Source organism: Gillisia sp. Hel_I_86, assembly GCF_007827275.1.
GTDB lineage: Bacteria > Bacteroidota > Bacteroidia > Flavobacteriales > Flavobacteriaceae > Gillisia.
Map to the genome: position 1 here is coordinate 2938445 of NZ_VISE01000001.1, position 25955 is coordinate 2964399.

At 35.9% G+C, this 25955-nt stretch carries 20 protein-coding genes; 12 read left to right on the forward strand and 8 right to left on the reverse strand.

The window, feature by feature from the left end; genetic code table 11:
- Positions 1-39: 39 nt before the first annotated feature.
- Positions 40-714, forward strand: a complete 675-nt coding sequence (locus JM83_RS13285) for a response regulator transcription factor (protein ID WP_144962659.1) — start codon at positions 40-42, stop codon at positions 712-714.
- A 1-nt stretch (position 715) separates the two neighbouring features.
- Positions 716-1189 carry a hypothetical protein gene (locus tag JM83_RS13290; RefSeq protein WP_144962660.1) on the forward strand — a complete coding sequence of 158 codons (474 nt, stop codon included), beginning with the start codon at positions 716-718 and terminating at the stop codon, positions 1187-1189.
- Here JM83_RS13290 and JM83_RS13295 read toward each other — a convergent pair.
- Positions 1162-1929 carry an IS5 family transposase gene (locus JM83_RS13295; RefSeq protein ID WP_144959460.1) on the reverse strand — a complete coding sequence of 256 codons (768 nt, stop codon included), beginning with the start codon at positions 1927-1929 and terminating at the stop codon, positions 1162-1164. The genes JM83_RS13290 and JM83_RS13295 overlap by 28 nt on opposite strands.
- 182 nt (positions 1930-2111) lie before the next feature.
- On the opposite strand from JM83_RS13295, the gene JM83_RS13300 reads away from it, so the two are divergent.
- The 3 genes from JM83_RS13300 to JM83_RS13310 all read left to right on the forward strand — a co-directional run bounded on the left by JM83_RS13300 (position 2112) and on the right by JM83_RS13310 (position 4393).
- The gene (locus tag JM83_RS13300) at positions 2112-2870 is read left to right on the forward strand and encodes a sensor histidine kinase (RefSeq protein ID WP_144962661.1); all 759 of its coding nucleotides are present in this window, start codon (positions 2112-2114) and stop codon (positions 2868-2870) included.
- A 360-nt stretch (positions 2871-3230) separates the two neighbouring features.
- Positions 3231-3779 carry a phosphatase PAP2 family protein gene (locus JM83_RS13305; RefSeq protein ID WP_144962662.1) on the forward strand — a complete coding sequence of 183 codons (549 nt, stop codon included), beginning with the start codon at positions 3231-3233 and terminating at the stop codon, positions 3777-3779.
- 17 nt (positions 3780-3796) lie between these two features.
- The gene (locus JM83_RS13310; RefSeq protein WP_144962663.1) at positions 3797-4393 is read left to right on the forward strand and encodes an HD domain-containing protein; all 597 of its coding nucleotides are present in this window, start codon (positions 3797-3799) and stop codon (positions 4391-4393) included.
- A gap of 9 nt (positions 4394-4402) precedes the next feature.
- Here the strand turns inward: JM83_RS13310 and JM83_RS13315 are convergent, their stop codons facing one another.
- Both JM83_RS13315 and JM83_RS13325 read right to left on the reverse strand, forming a co-directional pair.
- On the reverse strand, positions 4403-5029 hold the full coding sequence (locus tag JM83_RS13315) for a class I SAM-dependent DNA methyltransferase (protein WP_144962664.1): 627 nt from the start codon (positions 5027-5029) through the stop codon (positions 4403-4405).
- A 197-nt stretch (positions 5030-5226) separates the two neighbouring features.
- Entirely contained in the window at positions 5227-5709 is a 483-nt protein-coding gene (locus JM83_RS13325) for a hypothetical protein (protein WP_144962666.1), read from the reverse strand.
- A gap of 419 nt (positions 5710-6128) precedes the next feature.
- Here JM83_RS13325 and JM83_RS13330 point away from each other — a divergent pair, with 419 nt between their 5' ends.
- From JM83_RS13330 to JM83_RS13355, 6 genes are all read left to right on the forward strand, one after another.
- A complete protein-coding gene (locus JM83_RS13330) occupies positions 6129-10862 on the forward strand; it encodes a PAS domain S-box protein (RefSeq protein ID WP_144962667.1) in 4734 nt (1577 codons plus the stop codon).
- A 42-nt stretch (positions 10863-10904) separates the two neighbouring features.
- Entirely contained in the window at positions 10905-11663 is a 759-nt protein-coding gene (locus JM83_RS13335) for a response regulator transcription factor (protein WP_144962668.1), read from the forward strand.
- The gene (locus tag JM83_RS13340) at positions 11660-12022 is read left to right on the forward strand and encodes a response regulator transcription factor (RefSeq protein ID WP_144962669.1); all 363 of its coding nucleotides are present in this window, start codon (positions 11660-11662) and stop codon (positions 12020-12022) included. The genes JM83_RS13335 and JM83_RS13340 overlap by 4 nt, the downstream gene beginning before the upstream one ends.
- Before the next feature lie 110 nt (positions 12023-12132).
- Positions 12133-13149: a hypothetical protein gene (locus JM83_RS13345; protein WP_144962670.1), complete on the forward strand. Its 1017-nt coding sequence runs from the start codon at positions 12133-12135 to the stop codon at positions 13147-13149.
- Positions 13150-14586 carry a glycosyltransferase family 2 protein gene (locus tag JM83_RS13350; RefSeq protein WP_144962671.1) on the forward strand — a complete coding sequence of 479 codons (1437 nt, stop codon included), beginning with the start codon at positions 13150-13152 and terminating at the stop codon, positions 14584-14586. It begins immediately after the preceding gene.
- Positions 14587-14612: 26 nt separating this feature from the next.
- Positions 14613-16466, forward strand: coding sequence for a glycerophosphodiester phosphodiesterase (locus JM83_RS13355; protein WP_144962672.1), 1854 nt, complete (start codon positions 14613-14615; stop codon positions 16464-16466).
- A 191-nt stretch (positions 16467-16657) separates the two neighbouring features.
- Here the strand turns inward: JM83_RS13355 and JM83_RS13360 are convergent, their stop codons facing one another.
- From JM83_RS13360 to JM83_RS13375, 4 genes are all read right to left on the reverse strand, one after another.
- Positions 16658-18673: a S9 family peptidase gene (locus tag JM83_RS13360; protein WP_144962673.1), complete on the reverse strand. Its 2016-nt coding sequence runs from the start codon at positions 18671-18673 to the stop codon at positions 16658-16660.
- Positions 18674-18710: 37 nt separating this feature from the next.
- Complete coding sequence (locus tag JM83_RS13365; RefSeq protein ID WP_144962674.1) at positions 18711-20069, reverse strand: M28 family metallopeptidase; 1359 nt, start codon at positions 20067-20069, stop codon at positions 18711-18713.
- A 137-nt stretch (positions 20070-20206) separates the two neighbouring features.
- Positions 20207-20494, reverse strand: coding sequence for a YtxH domain-containing protein (locus JM83_RS13370; RefSeq protein ID WP_144962675.1), 288 nt, complete (start codon positions 20492-20494; stop codon positions 20207-20209).
- Positions 20495-20660: 166 nt separating this feature from the next.
- On the reverse strand, positions 20661-22871 hold the full coding sequence (locus JM83_RS13375) for a bifunctional alpha,alpha-trehalose-phosphate synthase (UDP-forming)/trehalose-phosphatase (protein ID WP_144962676.1): 2211 nt from the start codon (positions 22869-22871) through the stop codon (positions 20661-20663).
- Positions 22872-22967: 96 nt separating this feature from the next.
- Between JM83_RS13375 and JM83_RS13380 the strand changes: the two genes are divergently transcribed.
- Positions 22968-24761 (forward strand): glycoside hydrolase family 15 protein, encoded by a 1794-nt coding sequence (locus JM83_RS13380; protein ID WP_144962677.1) that lies wholly within the window; start codon positions 22968-22970, stop codon positions 24759-24761.
- Here the strand turns inward: JM83_RS13380 and JM83_RS13385 are convergent.
- The gene (locus tag JM83_RS13385; RefSeq protein ID WP_144962678.1) at positions 24758-25795 is read right to left on the reverse strand and encodes a mechanosensitive ion channel family protein; all 1038 of its coding nucleotides are present in this window, start codon (positions 25793-25795) and stop codon (positions 24758-24760) included. The two genes, JM83_RS13380 and JM83_RS13385, sit on opposite strands and share 4 nt — an antisense overlap.
- Between the last annotated feature and the right edge of the window lie 160 nt (positions 25796-25955).

The window sequence follows — 25955 nt, forward strand, 5'->3', positions numbered from 1 at the left end:
TCCTTTTTAAAACTGAAAATATATTAAAAACCACACATCATGAAATTTTTAATTGCTGAAGACGAATTGGATCTACAACAATCCATAGTAACTTATTTAGAGCGGGATGCCAATGTATGTGAAGTAGCTTCAGATTTTGATGAGGCTTTGGAGAAGGTAGCCCTTTACGACTACGATGCAATTATATTGGATATCAATCTAGTTACCGGTAGTGGCTTAGAAGTATTAAAGGAGTTGAAAAATGGTAAAAAGAGGGCAGGAGTGATCATTATTTCAGCCAACAATTCGCTAGATGATAAGCTAGAAGGTTTGGATCTGGGTGCAGACGATTACCTCACCAAACCCTTTCATTTAGCCGAATTGAATTCCAGGATCAAGGCGGTGCTAAGGAGAGGAAAATTTGGTGGGGACGAAACTATAGAATTCAACGAGATCAAGATTAACACAAAATCGCGTACGGCTTATATAGACGATGTCCCCCTATCGTTAACCAGAAAAGAATATGATCTTTTGGTGTTTTTTATAACCAATCAAGGAAGGGTGCTTTCAAAAGAAATAATTGCAGAACATCTCTGGGGGGACGATAGTGACCTTATGGATAATTTTGATTTTATTTATGTACATATCAATAATTTGAGAAAAAAAATGACGAGTGATACCGCAAAATATATCAAGACTGCTTACGGAAGTGGTTATAAATTTATAAACTACTAATTTGAACGAAAAACAAAAGCCAATTAAGCTTTTAAGAAAGGCCTCTAAGACCTTTCTGCTGTTAAGCAGTATTTTAATGATTGCCAGCACTATAGCTTTATATTTTTACACCAAGAATTTACTACAAGACGAAGTAGAAGAGGAACTCTTCTCTACAGTAGCAAGGATAGAAAGTTCCCTTAAAAAAAATAACGTGCCATTTTCTTTACCTCCCGTTATAGAGGTTGTGGAAATTCAAGAATTAAAGGGAGAGATTCTAAAAGACACTTTGATCTATGATCCTTCTCAAAATGAGGATGAGATTTTTAGAGAACTCTCCACCTTCACAATTATTAACGGTAAAAAATACAGGATCACTGTGAGGAATTTGGTGGTAGAATCTGAGGATATCCTTATAGGGATAGATATTTCGTATTTTAGAGCATGTTTAAAAACGATTCACAAGAATCATTCGATTCTATTGAGGATAATCTGACAATTCTGCCACAATACCCAATATTCCTGACTTTCCGGTGTTTTTTCATAATCCTTGTCCAGTCGCCTGAAGAAATTGAAGATCCCGAAGGTCCTTTCGGTGACCCATCTCCACTTTACCGGGACAAAGCCTTTCGAGGATGGCGGGCATGACGAGATCTCCACTTCCAGCCCTATTACCGTCCTCTCGACCCACTCCATGAACACCTTCTTGTAGGCATGGTCGGCCAGTATCTTTTCCATCCGGTCCAGATAGCCCAACAGGGGCTCCACCACCCTCTCGGCCACCGCCCCGTCGGCCTGGTTCGCCGCGCCTACCACAACGCCCCATACCAGGCCGAGGGTATCGGTGATCGCGTGCCGTTTCCGTCCGTTTATCTTCTTGTTCCCGTCGATGCCCTTCGACTCGGAGGTCATCGGCCCCGCCTTGACGGACTGGCTGTCGATCGACAGCATACTGGGTGTTGCCCCCTTTCCCTGCCGCTTCCTCTCCATCATGTTCAGCCCTGCGTTCAGCCTTGAAAGGGTGCCGTCCCGGCCCCACTTCCTGAAATGGTAGTAGACGCTCTCCCATTTGGGAAAGCATTCCGGTAGGTTCCGCCATTGGCAGCCGGTGCGCAATATCCAAAGGATGGCGTCGGCAATGTCGCGCAACTTATAGTGGCCCTTGATTTTAACGGGAAGGAATTTTTTCATAATTTCCCACTGTTGGGCAGTCGATCGGGTGTATCTCGATTTCATAAACTCTGTTTTATTTGTGAACTACAAAGTTTATACTGCCCAACTTTTTTTACAAACTTTCACCCAAATTTGTTTTTAAACATGCTCTTATTATTATTCTATTAGCCTTCTTATTTCTTTATTATTTCAATGTAGAGGGTAATAGAAAATTATGGTCTCCTTTCTTTAAAAATTTAGAAGCAATGAAGGGTTTTTCGGTGAAATCTGAAAATCCTATCAGGTTAGTGGAGAGCAATATTCTGGAGTTTCAGGAATTAAGTAATGAAATTTCCCTGCTCACCAATAAAGTCCGGGACGATTATCAAAATTTGAAACAGTTTACAGAGTATGTTTCCCATGAAATGCAAACCCCGCTAGCGATCATGCAAGCCAAGATCGAGAATATTATAAATACCAATAAAATAGACGAAGATCAATACCTGTTATTTGCCTCCTTACAAAAGGACATTCAAAGGTTAAAGCAATTGAACAAGCGATTAACCTTGCTCACTAAGATCGAGAACAATCAATTTATTAACATAGATGAGGTAGATATTGCAGATAGCATAGGTAAAACCATTCAAAATTTTAGGGATTTGTTTTATGTTGAAATAGATTTTATAGATAAGCAGCCCTTATTTGTTTCTATGGATCCGTATTTAGTTGAGGTGCTTTGTAATAATCTGATCTCAAATGCGGTAAAGCATGCTGCCCTTAAAAATAAAATTTTGGTTTCTTGTTCCCAGAATTCCTTGGTGATTTCCAATTCAGGAGAAAAAGCAATTGAGCACCCAGAGAAACTGTTCAATAGATTTTATAGAGAATCTAAAAGCAACCAGTCTACCGGTTTGGGTTTAGCAATTGTTAAAAAGATTTGCGACCTCTATGGTTTTAAAATCACTTATAAATTTCAGGATGGAAGGCATGTCTTCAGTATATTTTTTAAAACTTCCAAAGAATAGAATCAATTTAGAATTCCTTTAGCTTCTCTTTAGATTTTAGTTTTAGTTTTACGATACAAATTTAAAATTGACAGCATGAAAATTATAAAAGGAATTTTTACGGTACTGCTTGGTACTGGGTTATTTCAGGGTTTCTATTTACTGTATTGATTATTAGTGTGATGGGATTCTGAAACAATTTCAATAGCTATCGTAACAGAATAACGTTATTTATCACCTTATGATACTTTACGGATATACAAATAGGTAATTGATCGGGGGTTGAGATAGATCTAAAATTCTTGGCATTTTTCTACGAACAGCTTATATGCACTATATATTCAAATATTTTTAAATTTTTTAATCATTATAAACTGCCCTATGTTACAAGCTTATACAAATGTAGTATTGTTTTTGATGTTTATTTTTCTCTTAATTCCAAATACCTATGCTCAAAATAAAACAATCGAAACTTCCGGAGATATTTTTTTATTTGCCTTACCTGCAGCAGCCTTTGGAACAACTTTAATTTTAAAGGATAAAGAAGGGAGTTGGCAATTTACAAAGGCATTTTTGGTGAATGAAGCTGTTACTTTTGGATTAAAAATAGCTTTAAACAAACCCAGGCCTTACAACAATGGCGATAATGCATTTCCATCTGGACATACTTCAACGACCTTTCAAAGTGCCTCTTTTATTCATAGACGTTACGGTTTTAAATATAGTATCCCTGTCTATATAGCCGCCGGTTTTACAGCCTTTAGTAGGATAAATGCACAAAAGCATGATGGCTGGGATATTTTAGCTGGAGCTGTAGTGGGAATTGGAAGCACCTATCTTTTTACAACACCATATCAACAGGAACATTTGGAATTAACCATGAATTCTACCAATGGGAATTATTTACTGGGATTTGTGTATAAATTTTAGAAAAATCCAATACAGCGATGTCTAAAATAATCGAAGAAGCGAAAATAGTTTGTGCAAGCATGCTCTCTACTAGGATGTGTTCTAATTATCACTTTCATAACTTACAGCATACCCTGGAAGTTTGTAAAAGCGCTCGATTAATCGCAGAAGCAGAAAATATAACTGCTGAAGAAAAGGAAATAGTATCAATAGCTGCGCTTTTTCATGATACAGGATATTCTCAAATTTATAAAGGACATGAGGAGATAAGTATGCAAATTGCTGAAGAATTTTTAACCCTGAAAAATTGTAACAATGATTACCTTTTATCTGTTTTAAAATGCATTGCTGCTACAAAAATGCCACAACAGCCCGAAAGCAATTTAGAAAAAATTATTTGCGATGCAGATCTAGCACATCTTTCAGCGACCAATTATCTACAAAGGATTGCTTTACTTAGGGAAGAGTGGAGCTGCTTCTTGGGCATGAAATTTTCCGATGAAGAATGGCGAGTTCTAAATATTGAATTCCTAGCCAATCATAGATACCATACGAACTTTGGGAGTACCGTTTTGGAACAAAATAAATTGAAGAATTTGCTGCTCCTAGAACAGGGTTGGGTCCCTAATAATTAAATATTCCTATTAAGATGTTTTTTTGAAAACAAAGCTCACCAATCTTGGTATGTTTTTTTTGTCATCTTCATCGAACCACTCATTTAATTGTACCAGCTTAAATCCATTTGTAAAGGCAGCTTCGGTATAATCGGTGATATGGTGCACATACGTTTCTAGTTCCTGTATGCCTTTACCAGTATCAAATCTAGCCTTACTACCCGAATATTGTTTGAATGGATGGAGTTCAGAAATATAAAAAAATCCGTCTTTCTTTAAAATTTTAGAAGATTTCGCGAAAATTGCATCCAGGTCTTCAATATGTTCAAGCACTAAACTACAGCTTATTAAATTTGTAGAAACTTCGGGCAAACCCCAGTCTTTAGTAAGATCCTGTTGTCTAAAACCCACTTTTGATGAGTTTGTTTTTTCCCCTGCCTTGGCAAGCATCTCTTCAGAAAAATCCAAAGCAATCAGGGAATCGCACTTTTCCAGCAACCATCCTGTGTTTTTTCCGGTTCCGCAGCCTAATTCAACAATAGTTTTATAATAGCCATCTAAGGTTTGTCTAGCCACCTTTTCTTCCAGGTCCCTGGTTTTGTTCAACATTTCGTCGTAGCTCCCTGCCCAAGAATTATATGCTTTACTAATACTCATTCTTTAATTTTTTATTCTGGCGTCTATTCAAAGCAAGTTTACCAATTCTTCTTAAATTCTTTATTCTTAAAATTAGTAATACAGAAATGGAAGTGGCTGTCCCAAGGCACCTCCAAAACCTTCAAAATAGGTTTCGGTATTTAAATATAATAAAGAAAAAAGAAGTCCTGCCGTTGCCAATTCCCCATAATTGGAAATTAAGTCCTTCGATACCATTCCAACAAAAGAAGCTCCCAGAAATACAACAGGGATATGTAATTGCAAATAGTTTGAAAACAAGTCTGGAAAAGGGAAGCAGTCATGCCCCCAAAAGAACCGCAACATAGCACCTTTGAAATTTCATTTAGTTGTTTAGGTTTTTTATTTAATAAGGGTAAAAAAGAGCCTATAGTTCCTACCAGGGCTGAGGCAATAACGGTTCCCATAGTAAGTTCGATAGCCAAGATATAGGTTGAAATTGCTGCAATAATTGTATATAAAACAATCCATAAGCCATTATAGGAAGTATTGTTTGAAGCCTTCGTGCTCGTAAGGTTTCCCATTAAAACCAATAAGCTAATCATGGCAATGAAAATTACGCCATAGACGTTTTTAGGTAAGTCATAAAATAGTGCAGTTAAGAACAATAGCTGTAGTAGTGCAAGAATACTTAGTGAAGCTACCTTGAATATGCTAGTCATAAAAATGATTGGAAACCTGTTGACATGATTTTATATGGAAGCCATAGGTATTTTCTAAGAAACCTTTAATGCTTATCCGTTTACACACCTAAAAATAGGTTTTGTCTCCCTGAGCGGAGTCGAAGGGTTAAACAAGGACGTCTCGACTGCGCTCGACGTGACATTTTTAGTTCCATTATGCCTTTTAGACATATTAGCGGATATACAAAAACCTTTTAAGGTGTTATTTCTTCACCTTCTACAAAGACTTTTTTTTGATTTACTTCATTGAACCACTAAATAGCTATGATTATTCGTGATTTATCGGTAAAATTGCCCTGTAGAGAATATTATGTTTGATTCTTGAAAGTTAATGCCTACTTTGGAGTGTCAAATTCAAACCTATTCATTTTCAGACTAAAACCCTAACAAATACCTCTATGCCGATTTCTGATATCAATTTGAAAGAAGAATTTTACCAATTATTTAAAACGGACCCCCAAATATTTCAATGGATAAGTGAAAATACTGTAAATGGTATTTGGTATGGCCGTATAGATGATCCCGAAAATTTATGGGTAAGCGATTCCTTTTGGAAATCACTTGGTTTTAAAAATAAAGAAAAGACCCACTTTGGCCACTTAGGTGAAATTTTGGAAGATTCAGACGGGATAAAAGAATTTAACCTTTTGAAAGAAAGTGCAGACCCTAAGATGAATTTTGAAGTTTTTTTTAAATTTAAAGCTAAAAATGGAAAAACACTTCTTTTTGAAGGACAGGCTAAAATTATAAACGACCCTTCGATTTCCTCTCCCCGTATTTTAATTATTTATACAGATGCTACCAGAAACGAAGAACACCTTCAGCGTTTATTTGATGAAAATGAATCTTTAAAAAAGCTGAACGAAGTTTTTGAAGAGGCAAATGAACTTACCCGCACTGGAGGTTGGGAAATCAATTTAGAAGATCAATCTTTAACTTGGACAAGGGTGACCAAAGATATCCACGAGGTCTCCCCAGATTATGTTCCAACACTGGAAAATGGGATCAATTTTTATAAGGAAGGTGAGAGTAGGGACAAGATCAATAAACTTTTTCAAATAGCTGTGGAGAAGGGAATTCCTTTTAATACAGAATTACAACTTGTTACTGCCAAAGGAAATGAAATTTGGGTTAGAGCATTTGGAAAGCCAGAGATGAGGGATAATAAATGTGTTCGTGTATATGGCGCTTTTCAGGACATTGATAGTAAGAAAAAAAGGGAAATTGAATTTCAACGGAATAAGGACAGGTTCCAACAAATCTTTTATAATTCTCCTATAGGAATTGTTTTAGTGGGACCTCAAAATCAGATTCTTATGTCCAATACAGCCTCCTATAAAATATTTGGGTTTACCGAGGCAGATGCAGATAGGATCTCTAAATTAACATTCAAAGATCTAATCCATAAAGATGATTTGGAGATTGCCAGTATGTATCGAGAAAAATTATTGAACGGCGAGGTAAATAGCTATAAACTACAAATAAGATTTTTCAATGTAGCAAATGAAATTATTTGGTGTGACGTCAACACTTCTATAATTCGTGGAGAAAATGGCATCGAAGATCTAATTATTACTCAGGTAGAAGATATCACCTCTCAAAAACTCCTTGAAAAAAAGGCAGAAGAAACTGCTGGCCAGTTTAAAAATGCTTTTGAATTTTCCCCTAATGGAATGGCCATGGTGTCATTGGAAGGAAAATGGCTCAAGGTAAATAGGATTTTATCGAAACTTTTAGGGTATACCCAACAAGAATTTTTAGATCGAAGTTTTAATGATGTGACCCATCCAGAAGACGTAGCTACAGACCTTGAAATGCTCAAAGAATTATTTTCCAATAAAATAAAATCCTATAAAATTGAAAAAAGATATCTCCATAAAAACGGAAATATTGTATACGGGTTAATAAGCGTTTCACTTTTACGGGATAGAGATGGGAATCCATTATATTTTATTGCGCAAATAAATGATATTACCGAAAGTATAGAGGCCAAAAAAGCCTTGAAAAGAAGTTTGAACGAACTTCAAACCGTTATGGACGCCACCACACAAGTTGCAATTATTGAAATTGATCTTGTTGGGGTTATCCGGAAATTCAATAAAGGAGCAGAAAATTTGTTGGGTTATACTGCTGAAGAAGTAGTAAAAAAGGCAGATATTCTAAAGTTTCATGATTCCGAAGAAATCTTGAAACGATTGGAAGAATTGGATTTTCAAAATGCTAAAAATTTAAGTGAATTTGAAGTTCTTATTTATAATGCAATGCAAGGGAATTTTGATTCGTATGAATATACCTATAGGAGAAAGGATGGAAGCAAATTTCCTGTACAATCGGTTATAACATCGATGACAAATAATAATGGTGAATTAATTGGCTACCTGGGGATTGCTACCGATATATCCCGAATTAAAAATATCGAAAATGAATTAGGGGAAAGCGAGCAACGACTTCATTTAGCTTTAGAAGGCTCTGGCGATGGAGTATGGGATTGGGATATACCAAACGGTAAACAATACATGTCCGACCGGGCAAAGGAAATGCTTGGTTTTGATCCAGAAGAGTCCCTAACAGATATCGAGGAGTGGGACAAGAGAATTCATCCAGAGGAACAGAAAAAATCTGAAAAAGCACTACAAGATTATTTCAATAATATAGTGACAATATATTATATAGAAAAAAGGATATTATGTAAGGATGGTACCTATAAATGGATCTTGGATAGAGGAAAGATTATAAAATGGGATTCCAGGGGAAACCCATTGAGGATGATAGGTACCCAAACAGATATATCTGAAAGGAAAAATGCCGAAAATCTCATTAAGGAGAATGAGGCCAGATTTAGGTCCTTATACGAACTTTCTCCTGCTGGTATAGGCTTAATAGAGGTAAAATCTGGTAAGTTTATAAACGCCAACAAGGCTTTGTTGGAATCTACAGGATACAGTTTAAAAGAATTCACCAACCATTCTTTTATGGGGCATATCTCGAACGAGAATCTGGACAAGAATAAAGATCAGTTTCAGAACTTTATTAAATTTGGCACCAAAGAGGCCTTCGAAAGTGAATTTATTAGAAAGGATGGAGAACCATTTCCAGTTTTAATAAGCGGAGTGAAAATTAAGGATTCCACAGGAAAAAAGATCATTCTTTCTACAATCCAGGATATTACCCAAAGAAAAAAGATGGAAAATTCACTGATTGATGCAAAATTAAAAGCAGAGACAGCGAACAAATCAAAATCTGAATTTTTGGCCAATATGAGTCATGAAATAAGAACTCCATTGAATGGAGTAATAGGTTTCACAGACCTCTTAATGAAAACGGAGCTCAATCCCAGTCAAAAACAATACATGGGTACCGTTTATAATTCGGCCAATGCGTTGTTGGATTTAATAAACGATATTCTCGATTTTTCTAAAATTGAGGCCGGAAAATTGGAACTAAGTGAAGAGAAGACGGACCTTCTAGATCTATGTGGCCAAACAATAGATATTATAAAACATCAGGCTCACGAAAAGGATCTGGAAGTATTATTGAACATTTCATCAGATGTTAATAGATATATTTATGCCGATTCTGTGAGGGTACGGCAGGTAATTACCAACCTCTTGGGTAACGCAGTAAAATTCACCGAGTCGGGTGAAGTAGAACTTAGGATAGATGCCGCTCCTGTAGCGAACAATCCGGAGGAGATGCTGTACACCTTTCTAATAAGAGATACGGGCATTGGGATTGCCCCCAATAACCTCAAGAAGATCTTTATTGCATTCGATCAAGAAGATTCGTCCACGACCAGAAAATATGGAGGAACTGGATTAGGGCTTACAATTAGCAATAAGCTATTGGGTTTAATGAACAGTAAATTGGAACTCACCAGTGAGTTAGGTGTTGGAAGCCAGTTTTCTTTTAAAATTGCTTTTAAAACAGAGAAAGGAGATAACTCGCTACAGGAAAATTCCAAAGAAATAAATCATGTTCTTGTTATAGACGACAACAAGAGTAACAGGATTATTCTTAAAGAGATGTTGGCTATTGGTGATGTTGAGACCGAGCTGGTTTCCAATGGAATAGAGGCCCTTCAGGCATTGGGAGGAAAGAATAGATTTGACCTGGCAATTGTAGATTACAATATGCCATATATGAACGGCGTGGAACTAATAGCTCAAATTCGCAATAAGCTTAAATACACTCCAGCGGATTTACCGCTTATACTTTTACATAGCTCTGCAGATGATGAAAAAATACATAAAGCCTGCAAGGAATTAAACGTGCAATTTAATATTACAAAGCCTATTCAAATAGACCAATTGTTTAATATGATGAAAAATATTCAGGCACCATCAGCTCAGAAAACTTCTAGCGAGCTTGTTCATAAAGTTGAGAAAACCGATATTGTATTTAATATTTTAATAGCAGAAGACAACCCTGTGAATATGTTCCTTGCTAAAACGATCATTAAAAAGGCACTCCCAAATAGTAATATTCTTGAAGCAAACGATGGGGAAGAAGCTGTGAATATGTTTAAGTCTGAAAAAATAGACCTAATTTTTATGGATGTCCAGATGCCTATACTTAGTGGTTTCGAAGCTACCCAAGAAATTCGGCAGTTGGAGGGTGATGGCTCGCATATCCCAATTATTGCTTTAACAGCAAGAACTGTTAAAGGAGAAAAAGAACGTTGCCAAGAGTTTGGAATGGACGATTATGTAACTAAGCCTGTAGTCTTTAATACCATAAGCGATGTTATTAAAACATTCTTGATTGTTCCTTCAACCAAAACCGCAAAAGAAGAAGACCCTGTAGCGATGTCCAATACCCATCATTTTAATAAAGTGGAATTATTGGATAAGTTGGAAGGAGATGAAGAAGGATACACCCAACTAATGGAAATGATAAAAATAAATTTAGCCGATATACAGTCGAAACTTGATATCGCGATAGAGAATGAAGATTTCAAATATGTAAGAAAAGTAGCACACAGTCTCAAAGGATCATCGTTAAATTGCGGGTTTTATGCCTTAAGTGAACTAGCTTTTGCTTTGGAACACACCAAAGCCGAAAAAAAATCAGTACTTTTAACACATAATAAAAATATTAAAAAAGAAATAGATATAGTTTTAGATTTAATTTAAAAAATCTGGACAAGGTAATTTATCCCCAAATCACCGAGCCCTATGAAAAACCTACTAGCCTCCCAACGGGAGCACACTACCATTATTCTTGTGGAGAGCAATCCGCTGGAACGCGAAAAATTTAGCCATATTTCCCTTTCGGAAGCTTGGCGATTGGTTGTTTGCGAAGACGGACTTGAAGTAATCCAATGGTTGACCGATAACAGCAATGCAGATCTCCTTGTAATAGAAGAGAACTCGTCGCCTATTAGTGGATATCAAATAGCCGATTATATAAAATCTGAATTGGGTCTTGCCATGCCAGTGATTATTTCTACTGGTGAAATCCCAATTAAGCAGGAAAGTAGAATGTTGGCCTATGCAGAGGCTATCTTAAAAAAGCCTTTCGCGGAAGGTTCTGCCATCCTGCAAATAAGAAAAATTCTAGAAAATTCTATAGAAATTTCTCCAGAACAGAATGATTATTACTCACTTGAATATTTAAGCGAACTTTCTGGTGGGGATAAACAATTTATTCAGGAATCCATAGAATTATTTAGCGCAACTATTAATACGGAATTAAGAAACTTAAAGGAAGTTTTAAATCAAAAAGATTATCTTAGAATTCGGGAAATAGCACATGGCATAAAGCCATCCTTTGAAATGTTGGAGAATGAGACAGGTAGAGGTATTTGTCATTTATTAAATTCAGGTGCAAAAGAGACAGAAATGTCTTCACTTATAGATGAACTTAATTTGGAATTCATTAACATCACAAATCAACTAAGTAAAGATTTCCCCGAGTTAAATATTGGACAATGAAGAAAATTCTAGTGATAGAAGATAATCCCATGGTAATTAAATCATTGCAATTTAAGCTTACCAAAGATGGACATGATGTAGTAATTGCCAATGATGGCCGTGAGGCCATGAAGCACTTAAAGGAGGATATATTCGATTTAATACTTACAGATCTTATGCTGCCTTTTGTTACTGGAAATGAATTGATTAGCTATATTAAAAAAAACACCCCAGATACTCCAATAATTGTGCTGTCTACTTCTACACAAGAAAATATAATTATGGATGCCTTCAACATGGGCGTGGACGATTTTATTACCAAGCCTTTTAGTCCAAATGAATTATCCTTAAGGGTAAAAAGGTTATTAGGTAAGAAGTAGAGCAATTTTCGCATGATTTTTAGAATACCCCACATCTTTTCAATCAAATTTTTATGATAAATATCGGTTTTTCGAATTTTGATTCTTTTTGGTCGGGACTACCATGGATTATGAAATTAAATATCGGTTTTTCATTGTTCTTTCTATTATTCGCAATTGGTTTTTTTGTCGCTATTATTTGGATCAGGATTTATAAGAATATTCGCAATGAGAAAAAGCAAAAGCAAAAATTGCTTTTAATAGAGTTTTTGAATTCTTTTCTATTTGATGAAGATTTTGAAAAAGAGCTTGAAATTAAAAATTTTAAGGAAAAACATTTAAAGTCCCCACTAGAAATAAAAGTTACCATTAAAGAGATTCTTCATTTCCATGAAAACCTAAAGGGAGGGTCTGCAAGGGAATTGGAAATGTTATTCACCAATTTAGGGCTTATAGATCATATACTTTTAGATTTAAATAAAGGAAGTTGGTTCACTACTGCAAGGGCAATTAATGCACTTTCAGAATTAGGTCTGGAAGTACCAGATCATAAAATTGAAGCTTATCTAAATGAATCCCGAAATGAAGTTAGGCAACAATCCCAAGTTTATTTTTTGAAACTAGCTAAGGAAAACCCCTTGGGGTTCCTAAATAAAACGGTACGTCCTTTAACCACTTGGCAACAAATTTATATTGAAAATGCCTTGAAAAACTTTTATAAAGGAACCCCTCCCGATTTTTCCCAGTGGTTGGACCATGATCTCTTAAGTGTTGTGGAATTTTCTATAAGAATGATCGCTAGGTACAATCAATTTGAACATATAGAAAAATTACTTCCTTATATTAAACATCAAAGCGATATAATAAAACGGGAAGCCATAAATTCCTTGGTCAGTTTAGAGTACACAGAATTATTGCGCCATATTATTCCTGATTTTATGAACAACAGTAGGATAATAAAATTAGAAATTCTTGAAGCGGTCCACCAAATAGGTGACTACGGGGATTTAAAAAGAATTGGAGATCAAATAGAAACTACAGATTGGGAATTGAGAATTAAATACCTTAATATTGAGCAAGGCTTCCTACCAGATAAAAAAGAACGCATATATTCGCAGTTCATGCTGGAGAAGCAGTATGGTATATAAATGGGTTCAACTTTAAGTCAATTTACAGAAATAGCCAGTTGGCTTTTTTTAATATACGGGGCAATTATTAGTTCTGGTTATTTGTTTACAGCCATCTATTCTCTTTTTGAGATTAGGGATTATAAGCGACGGAATAATTTTGAAGACGACATCGCCTTATTACAATCCTTGAATTTACCGGCTATTTCTATTTTAGCCCCTGCTTTTAACGAAGGTTTAAATATCGTTGAGAATGTGCGGTCCCTCCTCACAATTAATTACCCTTCTTTTGAAATCGTTATAATAAATGATGGAAGTTCTGATAATTCTTTAGAACTGCTCATTAAAGAATATGAGCTGGAAGCTAAAAATATTCTTTATCACAATTTTGTTGAAACCAAAGAAATTAAAAACATCTATAAGTCTACCAATAAAGCATTCAAAAATTTAACTGTAGTTGATAAAAAGAATGGAGGAAAGGCAGATGCGCTTAATACGGGAATAAATATTTGCCAGCATAATGTTATATGCTGTATAGATGTAGATTGTATTTTGGAAAATGATGCGATGTTAAAGCTTATTAAGCCATTTTTGGACAATGGAAACAAGGTTATTGCATCTGGAGGGGTTATACGGGTTGCAAATTCTTGTGTAATTGAGGATGGGAGGCTCATAGAAGTCAAACTTCCTAATACTTTTATTGCTAGAGTACAGGTATTGGAATATTTTAGGGCCTTCTTAATGGGTCGAATGGCTTGGTCGAGAGTAGATGGATTGCTACTAATTTCTGGAGCATTTGGTATGTTCGATAAACAAATAGTAATTGAAGCTGGTGGTTATAATACCAATACTGTTGGTGAGGATATGGAATTATTGGTAAGAATGCGTCGAATGATGCAAGAACGAGATGAGCCTTATACCGTAGGCTTTGTTCCAGACCCTTTATGTTGGACAGAAGTCCCCCAAACATGGAAAGTACTCCAGCGCCAACGAAATAGGTGGACGAGAGGTACCGCTGAAACCCTTTGGATACACAAAAAGATGATGTTCAACCCAAAGTATAAAGTATTGGGGATGCTAAGTACTCCTTTTTGGTTCTTTTTTGAATGGTTGGCACCCTTAATAGAATTTACAGGAATTTTATTTTTTCTAATTCTTTTAGCATTAGGCCAAATAAATGGGTGGGTTTTTCTCACTTTCTTTTTGGCGGTATATAGCTTCGCCGTACTGTTTTCAGTTACTGCATTGTTTTTTGAGGAATATTCCTTTCAGCAGTATAAGAAACCGCGTTATATATTTAGATTGATTGGGACAGCATTGTTAGAGCCTATAATTTATCATCCTGTAATCATGTGGTCTGCAGTAATGGGGAATTTTGATCTTTTAAGAGGGAAAAATAGTTGGGGTGTCATGAATAGAGCAGGATTAACTAAGCCTGTTAAAAAACAAAAAGATTAAATGAAATCGACAATAAATATATTTTGATGAAAAACCAGATTCTATTTATTATCGTTTTTTCGGCGCTTCTGCCTTGCAGTTATGCGCAGCATCCAATACCCTCATATTTTTATGCTGACTGTGATTTTCAGGTAATAGGCCACAGGGGATATTCAGATATCTATCCCGAAAACACCTTGCTAAGTATAGAAGAGGCATTTAAAAGGGGCGTTAAATATTGTGAGATCGATATTAATATAACTTCAGACGATGTATATGTTTTATTTCATGATCAACCTACAATGTATAGAACAAGTAGCGGGCAGGGTTATGTGGTTTCTTCTATATACAATGAATTATTGGAATTGGATTTTGGTAGCTGGAAAGGAAGCCAGTTTGCCAATACTAAGATAGCAACCTTGGAAGAAGCACTCGTCTTAGCCGAAAAATATGATGCTTATCTTTATTTGGATACGAAAAAGACTGACCATGAACTCATGTGCAGGGTACTTCAAGACTCCAAAGTGAATCCCAAAAGGATGTTGCCCGCTGTGGCATCCATAGAAGAGGCTAAACAATTTAAAAGTTACTGTCCTGATTCTTCATTTATATACTTTGGCGGGTTGCCGGAAAATGTAAATAATAACAGTTGGTACAAGGAAATGGCAGATCTAGGTTGTATTATTTTTGAAACCTACTATACTTTTGCATTGGATGAAACCAATCAAGAATTTAAAACTTTTCTCACTAAGGTCCATGAGAACAATGCCAAGGTTTGGGTGTTTACTTCCAATAATATTGAAGAGATCAAAAAATTAAAAATTGCCGGGGTAGATGGGGTGGAATCAGATATTGCAACTTCTGCATTAAAATCTATTTGCGAGGGAATAGAATTAGATACCAAACCCCTTAGAGCCACTACTGGAAACTGGAATTTTGAGAAAGGGAATTTATATAGCACAGGTGTAGGTAGCCAACTTCGACATTTCAATTATAATCAAGAATTTGCCTTTCAGCCAGTACAATTTGGGACTACTACTTCTTTCAATATTAAATCTATAAATGGAAATGAGGCTCCAGTAGCCAAAATACCGGCATTCGATGGCAATAACGGATTGTTCATTTTCACCAATTTCACATCAGGGATCGAGGCAAACCTTCATTACAACTATTCCCTAATAATGGATATTTATATCCCAAAACAAAGCATTAGCAAGTATATAAGTCTTTATCAAACAAATCCTGATAATGAGAATGATGCCGAATTGTTTATAAATGGGGAAGGAATAGGCGTGAACAATGAATACCATAATCCTTTAAAACCTGAAACTTGGTACAGATTGGGAATTGTAGTTACAGAAAATTCTATCAAAAAATATATCGATGGAAAGTTTATTGGGGAGAATGAAATATCTGGAGGAAGGTGGTCTGTGTATAATGTATTTGCCGGCGGACAAGACCAAGGGTTTTTGCTTTTTACAGATAACGATCATGAAACTTCTGAATTTTTTATAAATGCCATCCAGCTTAGAAATTATTCCATGGATGCCAAGGACATGGCTGTTTTGGGAAATTCAAAAGCAGAAGGGATCGCAATTGGGAATTCGGGGATCTATAATGTAAAGCTTGAAGGGTCAATAGCTGCACCTATTGTTAATTGGGATAAAAAGGAAATTTACATAAGGTTTCCAAACAATATAGACCTTTCTCAAATCAAGATAGATTTTGATATCCCTTTTGGAGCGAAAAGTTCAATTGAACCTGGAGCATCATTAGATCTTTTATTGGGTGAAAAATATAAAACCATAAAAATCACCTCTGAAGATGGAGCTTCAGAAAGAATATGGACCTTAATACCGATCTTGGAAAGTTTAAACGGTCAAGAATCCAATCGATTTTAACCACTATGATTAGTTTATTTTAAGGCTTAGCTAAACTAATCGATTAAAAAAAGGCTGCGAATATGTGATTCTCTACTCGCAACTTTTTTTAGTAATAAAGAACCTCTGGGAACCCACAGGGATGATTGGAAAACACTTTTAAATTTCCAGATGAGCCTCGGCAATTATTCCCTCAATGAGGGATTAATAAGTTAGTTGTCCTTATACTTTTCAAACCAAGATAGGATTGCCGCTACTTTAGCAACAAGGTTACTTGGCCTATTTGCTATTCCGTGTCCGGAACCGGGAATTCGAACCATTGCGGTTTCTACCCCTTCTAATTTCAAAGCGCTATAAAATTGTTCAGATTCCGCAATTGGAGTTCTGTAATCTTCTTCTCCAGTTAACAACATCGTTGGGGTGGTAATATTTGCCACATAGTTTAAAGGGGATCTCTTGAAATAACTTTCCGGGTCTTCCCAAGGTTTTTTACCAAACCAGTATTTGGCAAAGAACCCAGGGTTATCTGCATATAACACAAAGCTGGTCCAGTTTATAACAGGTTTTGCAACAACTGCAGCTTTAAACCTCTCAGTTTTCCCAACTATCCATGCGGTTAATACTCCACCGCCGCTACCTCCGGTAACAAATAAATTTTCCTTATCTATATACCCTTTTTCAAGCACGGCATCTACTCCAGACATTAAATCATGATAATCGTTATTGGGATAATCATGATGTATTAAATTCCCGAATTCTTCTCCATAACCTGTACTTCCCCTAGGATTGGTGTAAAGAACAACGTAGCCGGCAGCTGCCATTAGCTGTATCTCTGCTGAAAACACATTTCCATAACTTGCAAAAGGCCCACCATGGATTTCTAGGATCATCGGGTATTTTTTGTTCGGATCGAAATCGGGCGGAGTTACGATCCAACCTTGAATATCCCTTTTATCCACAGAAGACTTCCACCAGATCTCTTCCACCTTTCCAAGTTTTTTGAACGAAAGCAGGTCACTGTTTACATCGGTTAGCACTCTGTCATTTCCATTGTTTCCAACCCCCAGATCAGATAACATTGCATTTTTCCCGGAAGTAAAAGCATAATTCCCATTTTCTGCAATGCTATAGGATGCTGCATTATAAGGCCTTCCCAATGAAAGTCCTCCCATATCTTTGGTGATCCCTTTAACTTTGCCACTCGTAGAAATATAACCAAGTTTTGTATTGCCTTTATCGTTATATTGAAAATATAGGCCATTGCTATTTTTATCCCAAGAAATATCACTGATATCCCTATCAAATTCTTCTGAAATGTTTTTACTTCCGCTACCATCGGTGTTCATAATATATAACTGACTCAGTTGATAACCTTGTAATCTATCATCGAAGCCTAAATATGCTATTTTTTTACCATCTGTGGAAATTATAGGATCGCTGTCTGGACCTTGTCTCTCCGTTAGCATTGTTATTTTTCCATCTGTAATATTCAGTTTGTGAATTTCTGAATTCATCGGGTCTAACTCATGATCTTCCTTGAGATTTGCTGAAAAATATAGGTTTTTACCATCCTTACCCCAAATTGGTGCTCCGTGATCAAAACCGGTAAAAGTAAGTTGTCTTGGTGTATGTCCATCTATTGAAACTATAAACAATTGGGTGTTTCCACTTTTTAAGTAACCCGCACCATCTGCCCGATAGTTCATATCTGTGATATACTTGGGAGCCTCGTTCCATTTGGCACCTTCCGGCTTCTTTGGCATTTTTATAGGTGAAGCATTCTCTTTAGTTACAAATTTTGAAAATGCGATAAACTTGCTGTCTGGAGACCAGGAAATTGCTCCCGGTAGATCGTTGGAATTGGATAGTACCAAAGGTTGTTTGGAATCCAACCACATTAAATACAACCGCATTTCGCCATCCCTATTCGATTTAAAAAGTAATTTTTTTCCATCTGGAGACCAACGCGGATAATTATCTAAAGTGTTACCGGTGGTCAATGGCCTGTTTTGTGTACCATCAAAATTCACTATCCAGAGATTGGATAGATTCTTATCGGTCATCACATCCTTAAAATTCCGGACATAAACCACTTGTTTTCCATCTGGGGATATTTGTGGGTCAGAAATATATTCGAGATTGAAGATATCCAATAACTCCAACTTATCGGATTGTTGGGCTACGAGTAACTGGGAAGTTAATAGAAAAAGGAATGTTAGTTTTTTCATAAATGGAATTTTAAACTCAATTCAATATTAAATACAATTATCTAAAGGTAGATGATGGAAAAGAAACTAAACTTTCATGTCCATTCTTACCAACAGCTACAACCCCAAAGAAGAAATTATCTATTACGATTCCATCCAGCATAAATTCGGAGACATTTCCAACAAATCTTGAATGTTGCCAAACGGGAGAAGTGGTGTCCCTCCAATAGATTTTATAACCTGCAATATTACCATTAACTTTTTCCCAACGTAATTTAGTTGAAGGTTCTACTATACCACCAATTGCTACTTTAGAAGGCGCAGGGGGAGCCCAAGCTATACTGGCTAGGTTAATAGCATTCACCGCAGTTAGTTTTGCGGCATAATCAAAATTCACCCCTTCTATTACATCCCCATATTCTATTCCATTCTCTGTTCTTATATCTTGATGTTGCCTGTTATAGTTCTCATGGGCTTCCATAATTCTAATTCCTGCAAATCCAAGGTCATTAAAAGACCTGTGATGACCTCCTCTACCAAATCTGTCCAATCTATAGATCATCATCGGGTTCATTTCCGGCATATAGGTTTGTACTGTGCCATGAATGTACCTAGCAAGCTGTCTGGAAATTCCATCCACTTCCCCACCATAGTATCTTCTTGCATTACGTTCTTTTTCTGTTTCTGTTGGAGGTACCGGTTCAGAAAAAATCCTAAAACTTCTATTATCTATTACCCCGTCAACCCCTTCAATATTCCCGATCATATCATTGTTTAATATCCCAATGATCTCCCAGTTGTTGTTTTGTGCATATTGAGCCAATCCTTTTCCACCAAACAAACCTTGTTCTTCTCCAGAAAGCCCCACATAAATAATACTGTTTTCAAATTTATATTTGGATAGTACCCTGGCCGCTTCCATAGTCCCAGCCATCCCACTGGCATTATCGTTAGCTCCGGGGGCATCGGTTTCAAAATCCATGGTGTCACTAGCTCGAGAATCTATATCGCCACTCATAATGATATATCTATTTGGATATGTAGTTCCTTTTTGAATGGCCACTACATTAACAACCCATGCTTCTTTTGGCACACGAGTTCCGTCTTCGGGAGTTACCAGATCTTTTTGGTAAAAAACATTTAGACAGTTATTGCAATCCCGGGAAGTTTTATCAAATTGAGACTTTATCCAGCGTCTTGCAGCTCCAATACCTCGAGTTGTAGAAACCGTATCACTAAAAGTATTTCTAGTCCCAAAACCTGCTAATTTTCGGATATCATTTTCAATTCTATCGGCAGACACAGAATCTATTATACTATAGATCCTAGCATCGGTAGCTTGTGCATTTGTTTTATTGAAGGGGAGGAATGTAAAAATGCATAGAAATATGCTCAACGGGGAGAAAAGGATTTTCATTAATCTGTTTTTAATTATTAGAGTTTTCTAAAGTAAGAAATGTTTTTCAGAATCTTTTCTATTGATAACCCAGATTATTACAAATAAAAAACCCTCGAAAAAAATCCGAGGGTTCATATAAAATATTTGAGTTTAGACTAGCTAGCCCTCATGTCATGAATATCTGCTTTAGTATCATGATATTTTTCTTCTACTTTGGAATTACTTGTTTTAGCTTTAGACCTTTCTTTGATTGCATCAACCTTTTGGTTAAGATTACCTGCCATCTCATTGAACTTTCCTTTAGCATCTTTTATATAGCTATCTCCAGTTTCAGTAATTGACTTACGAGTATCTGCTCCTTTTTTTGGTGCAAATAACAATCCAATTGCTGCTCCAACGGCTGCTCCTGATACCAATCCTGTAATTAACTTTCCTACTTTCATAATTATGATATTTTAAATATTGGTTTTATAAATTTCGATAATGTAAAAGTACTTCTAATTAGAAGGTTAGAGGATTTTCTTTAGTTAAGTTTGATATAAATTTTCATCGATTTTACTAAGGATTTTAACAGTTGGTATTTGCAGCTAAAATCACGATGACTCGTCATTATATTTGTAGAAATCCTTGCAACAACTCTCTTACTTTTTTGGTGTTATTCACATAATAATTTGCACTGGTATTCTTTAAACCTACTTTTACAGTCACTGCAGTGGGTGGTAATTCCTGAAATAGATACTCATCTGTCCAGTCGTCCCCAATTGCAAATATAAAATCACTCTCTTTTTTTAGCAGAAATTTTGTGGCAGCTTTTCCTTTATTAACTCCGCTACTTTTTATTTCCAGCACTTTATTTCCGTCCAATACGCTCAATCCATGATTGGAAATTAAATCTTTTAATACATTGGAAAGTTCATTGGCTCGTTTTTCTCCTAGATCGGGATCCGTTTTCCTATAGTGCCAGGCTAGGGAATAATTTTTTTCTTCAATAAAACTTCCTGGGGTCCTATCTACAAAAGCTTCTATTACGGGACGAATTGATTCCATCCAGTCATTTCTTACATTTTCATTTAGTTTCCATTCTTTAGTGGATTTTAAAGCCCAAACCCCATGCTCTGCGATTAGCTCCACATTAAATTCCTTCCACCAAGTACCTAGGGTTTCTTTATCCCTTCCGCTAATTAGTACAACGGTAATATTTTCCAAATCCGCTAGTTGGCTTATTAGTGTGATAAGGCCTTCATCGGGTTTTGCATCTTCCGGATTATCCACAAAATTTACAAGGGTTCCATCATAGTCCAAAAATAATACCCGATTTTTAGATTTTTTGAAATCGGCATATATGTTTTCTTTAATGTCCGCAGTTATAAGTGTCGCTTTGTTGCTTTGCCTGTTCTCTTGGGTTTTGGATAAAGCCTTCATGAAGTCGTTGGCCCATTTCTCCACATCATAACGTTTCAATCGCTTTTGAAGGATTTTGTTCCTTTTAATTTGCTGTTCTGCGGGCATTTCTATAGCCTGTTTGATAGCATCAGCCACCTGCTCAAAGTTATTGGGATTAATTAAAATAGCTTCGTTCATTTCCTGTGCTGCACCTGCCATTTCACTTAATATAAGCACTCCTGTTTGATCTTTCCTACTTGCAATATATTCTTTTGCAACAAGGTTCATTCCGTCTCTTATGGGGGTTAGAAGTGCTATATCGCATGAAGCATAAAGGTCTATTAAGTTGTTAAATGGCATAGATCTGTAGAAATACCAAATAGGTGTCCAACTTACCGTTGCGAATTTTCCATTTATCCTTCCTACCAATGCATCAATTTCCTTTTTCAATAATTGATATTGTGGCACTTCAGATCTAGAGGGAACTGCTAGCATCACCAAGCGTGTTTTTTCTATATATTGGGGGTATTTTTCCAAGAAATATTCAAAAGCTCTTATTCTATGAGCAATTCCTTTTGTGTAATCCAACCGATCTATACTCAGGATTAATTTTGCCCCGGGTACTTCTTTTCTATGGTGATTCAGTCTGCGTTGTAAATCTGATTGGTTTTCTAAGCTATTCTCAAAATGGTTTAGCGCAGCCTGCTCAAATTTGGTATAATCTATTCCCATAGGAAAAGAATCCACTTTTACCATTCTCGCTGGTAGGCTTACTTCATTAAAGTGTACCGGATGCCTGAGAATACGGCTCACCGAGCTCAAAAAATGCCTTTCATAATCGTAGGTGTGAAAACCAATAAGGTCTGCGCCTAGGAGACCATTAAGAATTTCTTCTCTCCACGGCATGGTCCTGAAGACTTCATAGGAAGGAAAAGGAATATGATTAAAGAAACCAATGGTAGCATTGGGAGATTGTTCCCGTACCATATTTGGAACTAAAAGAAGTTGATAATCATGAACCCAAATTATATCACCATCCTTGTAATTTTCCAAAATTGCATCAGCATATTTCTGATTTACACTTTTATAGGTTTCCCAATGCCAGGTTTCCCATTCTGTGAATTCCATAAAATAATGAAAGAGAGGCCAGATACTTCTATTGCTAAAGCCATAATAAAAACCTTCTATTTCTTTTTCAGTAAAATTTATTGCAATACAGGCCTGATCTTTTGCTTTTTGAGAAACTTCACTTATCAAATTTTCAGGAAGCTCTTCTATAGTCAAACCGCTCCATCCAATCCAAACACTATCTCCATCCCTATGAAAAGATTTTAAACCTGTAGCTAAACCTCCCACACTAGGGGTGACGTTTAATTTGCCTTTTTTGATTGAAACTTGAAGCGGTAGCCTATTGGAAATAATGATTGTTTTACCCATAATATAATATGAAAATTGTTGAAGAGTTTTGGTTTTTTACTAAATTTCCGAAAATACTTTCGTTCCACCATTATTTTAAAAGAACTTTATGAGCATATGAAGAATTTAGACTACGGTATTATTGGAAATTGTAAAAGTGCAGCCTTAATTTCAAAAACTGGCTCGCTAGAATGGTGTTGTTTACCAAATTTTGACTCGGCAGCAGTATTTGCAAAATTATTAGATGAAAAGAAGGGTGGGAGCTTTGAATTAAAGGTTATGGATAATTATAAAATAGTTCAGGAATATCTGTGGGGCACCAATATAATAAGCACCGTATTTCATAATGGCACCGATGCATTTCAACTTATAGATTTCATGCCCCGTTACCAACGTGAGGATAGATCCTTTTATGCAGCTCCAGATATAATTCGATTTTTAAGACTTTTAAAAGGGACGCCAACTTTTAAAGTATTATATAACCCCCGATTGGATTTTGCAAGAGAAAAAACCTATAACGAAAATAAAGGAAATTATATAAAGAGCTATACATCCGAAGGAAAATACGATTCTCTATTTCTATACTCAAGTTTTGATATGGATGATATTTTGGAACAAAAGGAAATTGAATTAAAAGGGAATGGGTACTTCTTAATGGGATATCATGAAAAATTGGCTGAACAATCCTTGGATAGGGCATACCTTAAATATCAGCGCACCAAGACCTATTGGATGAATTGGAGTGAGCACACCACAAAATACAAATATTATAATGAAGAAATATTAAGAAGTGCATTGGTACTTAAAGCTTTAACTTTTAAAAAGTCGGGGGCGGTACTTGCAGCTGCCACTACGTCCCTTCCAGAAACCATTGGGGAAGAGCGCAATTGGGATTATAGGTTTTGTTGGATTAGGGATGCTTCCATGGTAATAAAGGTAATGGCAGGCTTAGGCCATGCTAAATCTGCTAAAGATTTTCTCGAGTTTATTATTAATTTGATTCCCCATAAGGATGAAAAGATCCAGATTATGTATGGTATTAATGGAGAAAAGAATTTAACCGAGCATATATTGGATCATTTGGACGGTTATGAGGGGTCAAAGCCTGTACGTACAGGAAATGCTGCCTATATCCAGAAACAGAATGATATTTATGGAATATTGATGGAGGTGATTTATCAGCAATTTCTTCAATTTGAAACCAATCTAGAAAACAGCGAAGAATTATGGACAGTAACAAGAGGTATTGTGAATATAGTAGAAAAACATTGGCAAGAGCCTGATAAAGGCATTTGGGAATTGAGAACAGAAGAACGACATTTTGTATTCTCTAAATTGCTATGTTGGGTTGCTATAGACCGGGCTGTAAAAATAGGGGAAATTCTTAGAAAAGGAATCAATGATACCAAGTGGGTTTCTCTAAGGGCCGAAATATATGATGATATATATAAAAACGGATGGAATGAAGAAGTGCAGGCATATACCCAATCTTACGGATCCAAAGATTTGGATGCCTCAACCCTTTTGATGGAGAGTTACGGTTTTGTTGATGCTAAAGATCCCAGGTATATAAGTACCGTAAAAGCTACCGAAAAAGAACTTTCCCAAGATGGGTTAATGTACCGTTATAAGAATAAAGATGATTTTGGCCTACCTACTTCCTCCTTTACTATATGTACCTTTTGGTTTATTAACAGCTTGTATAAAATAGGCGAAAAGGAAAAGTCCAAAAAACTATTCGATCAACTCTTATCTTACAGCAATCATTTAGGCTTGTTTAGTGAGGATATAGATTTTGAGACAAAGCGATTGTTGGGAAATTTTCCGCAGGCATATTCCCATCTTGCTTTAATAGAAGCAGCTGCAAATTTTAGTAAAAGTTCTGCTTTAGAAGAAAATATTCAGTTTTAATTAGTTTTTAAATCCACCCTGGATTTCGGAAGACTTTCAGGGTAATTTTCTTTAATAAAAACTATCAGTTGCTCTCTAATATATACTCGCAGGTCCCACGCTGTTGGAGAATCTTTTGCACTCATCAAAGCTCTAATTTCTATAGATCTATCAGTAGCATCCGTAACTTGCAATACATTTGTTTTTCTGTCCCATAACGAAGAACCCTCCAAAAGCCTGGTAAGTTCTTCCCTCAGCTTTTCAAAAGGCACTTCATAGTCTGTATAAATAAAAACAGTGCCTAATATTTCTGACGTATTTCTAGTCCAGTTTTGAAAGTTGTTTTCAATAAAATAGGTAGTAGGAACTACAAGTCTTCTTTTATCCCAAATTCTAACCACTACATAGGTAAGTGTAATTTCTTCAATCCAACCCCATTCTCCATCTACAATTACAACATCTTCTAACCTAATTGGTTGAGTAATGGCTATTTGAATACCAGCCAATAATGTTCCTATGGCCTTTTGTGCTGCCAGACCTATAATAATCCCGGCAATTCCGGCTGAGGTAAGAAGACTAACACCAATAGACCTAATGCTATCAAAACTCATTAATGCCACACCTACGGCTAATACTGTGATAATAAAGATAATTATATTTTCCAAGATCATGAACTGCGTATAAACCTTACGAGCTTTTAAATTATCTGAAGTTGACACATCATATTTTCTAAGAATACGAGCTTTAAAAATCTTAAGAAGTATTATTAGAAACCAAGCAGTGCTTACGATAATTCCTATAATACTTAAATGCCCTACTATAGTATATGTGTAATCATACCTGAATAACTTTACTATGATTGCTATTTGAAAAAATAGCGAAGCCATGAAAATAAGTAATGGAATCCATATTCTATTGGCAAAATTTACAGGAAGTATATTTCTAGGATCTTTGCCTATTTTCTTTAAGGCATAGTATGCCAATGAAAAGCAAATTATTACCGCAATTATACCTAAAATTAAATAGTTTATTAGTTCTGGATTGATTGAAACCATAGTTGTTCTTGAAAATCTTTTTGTACTGCCACTAAAAATAAGATTTTTGTATAAAGTGATACTTGGCTTTCTATAAATATTAACCTATAAGGATTTCGTAGAAATAAAAGAAGCCGCCGCATTTTGGTAAACGAGACGGCTTCTTCAAAATTTAAAATTT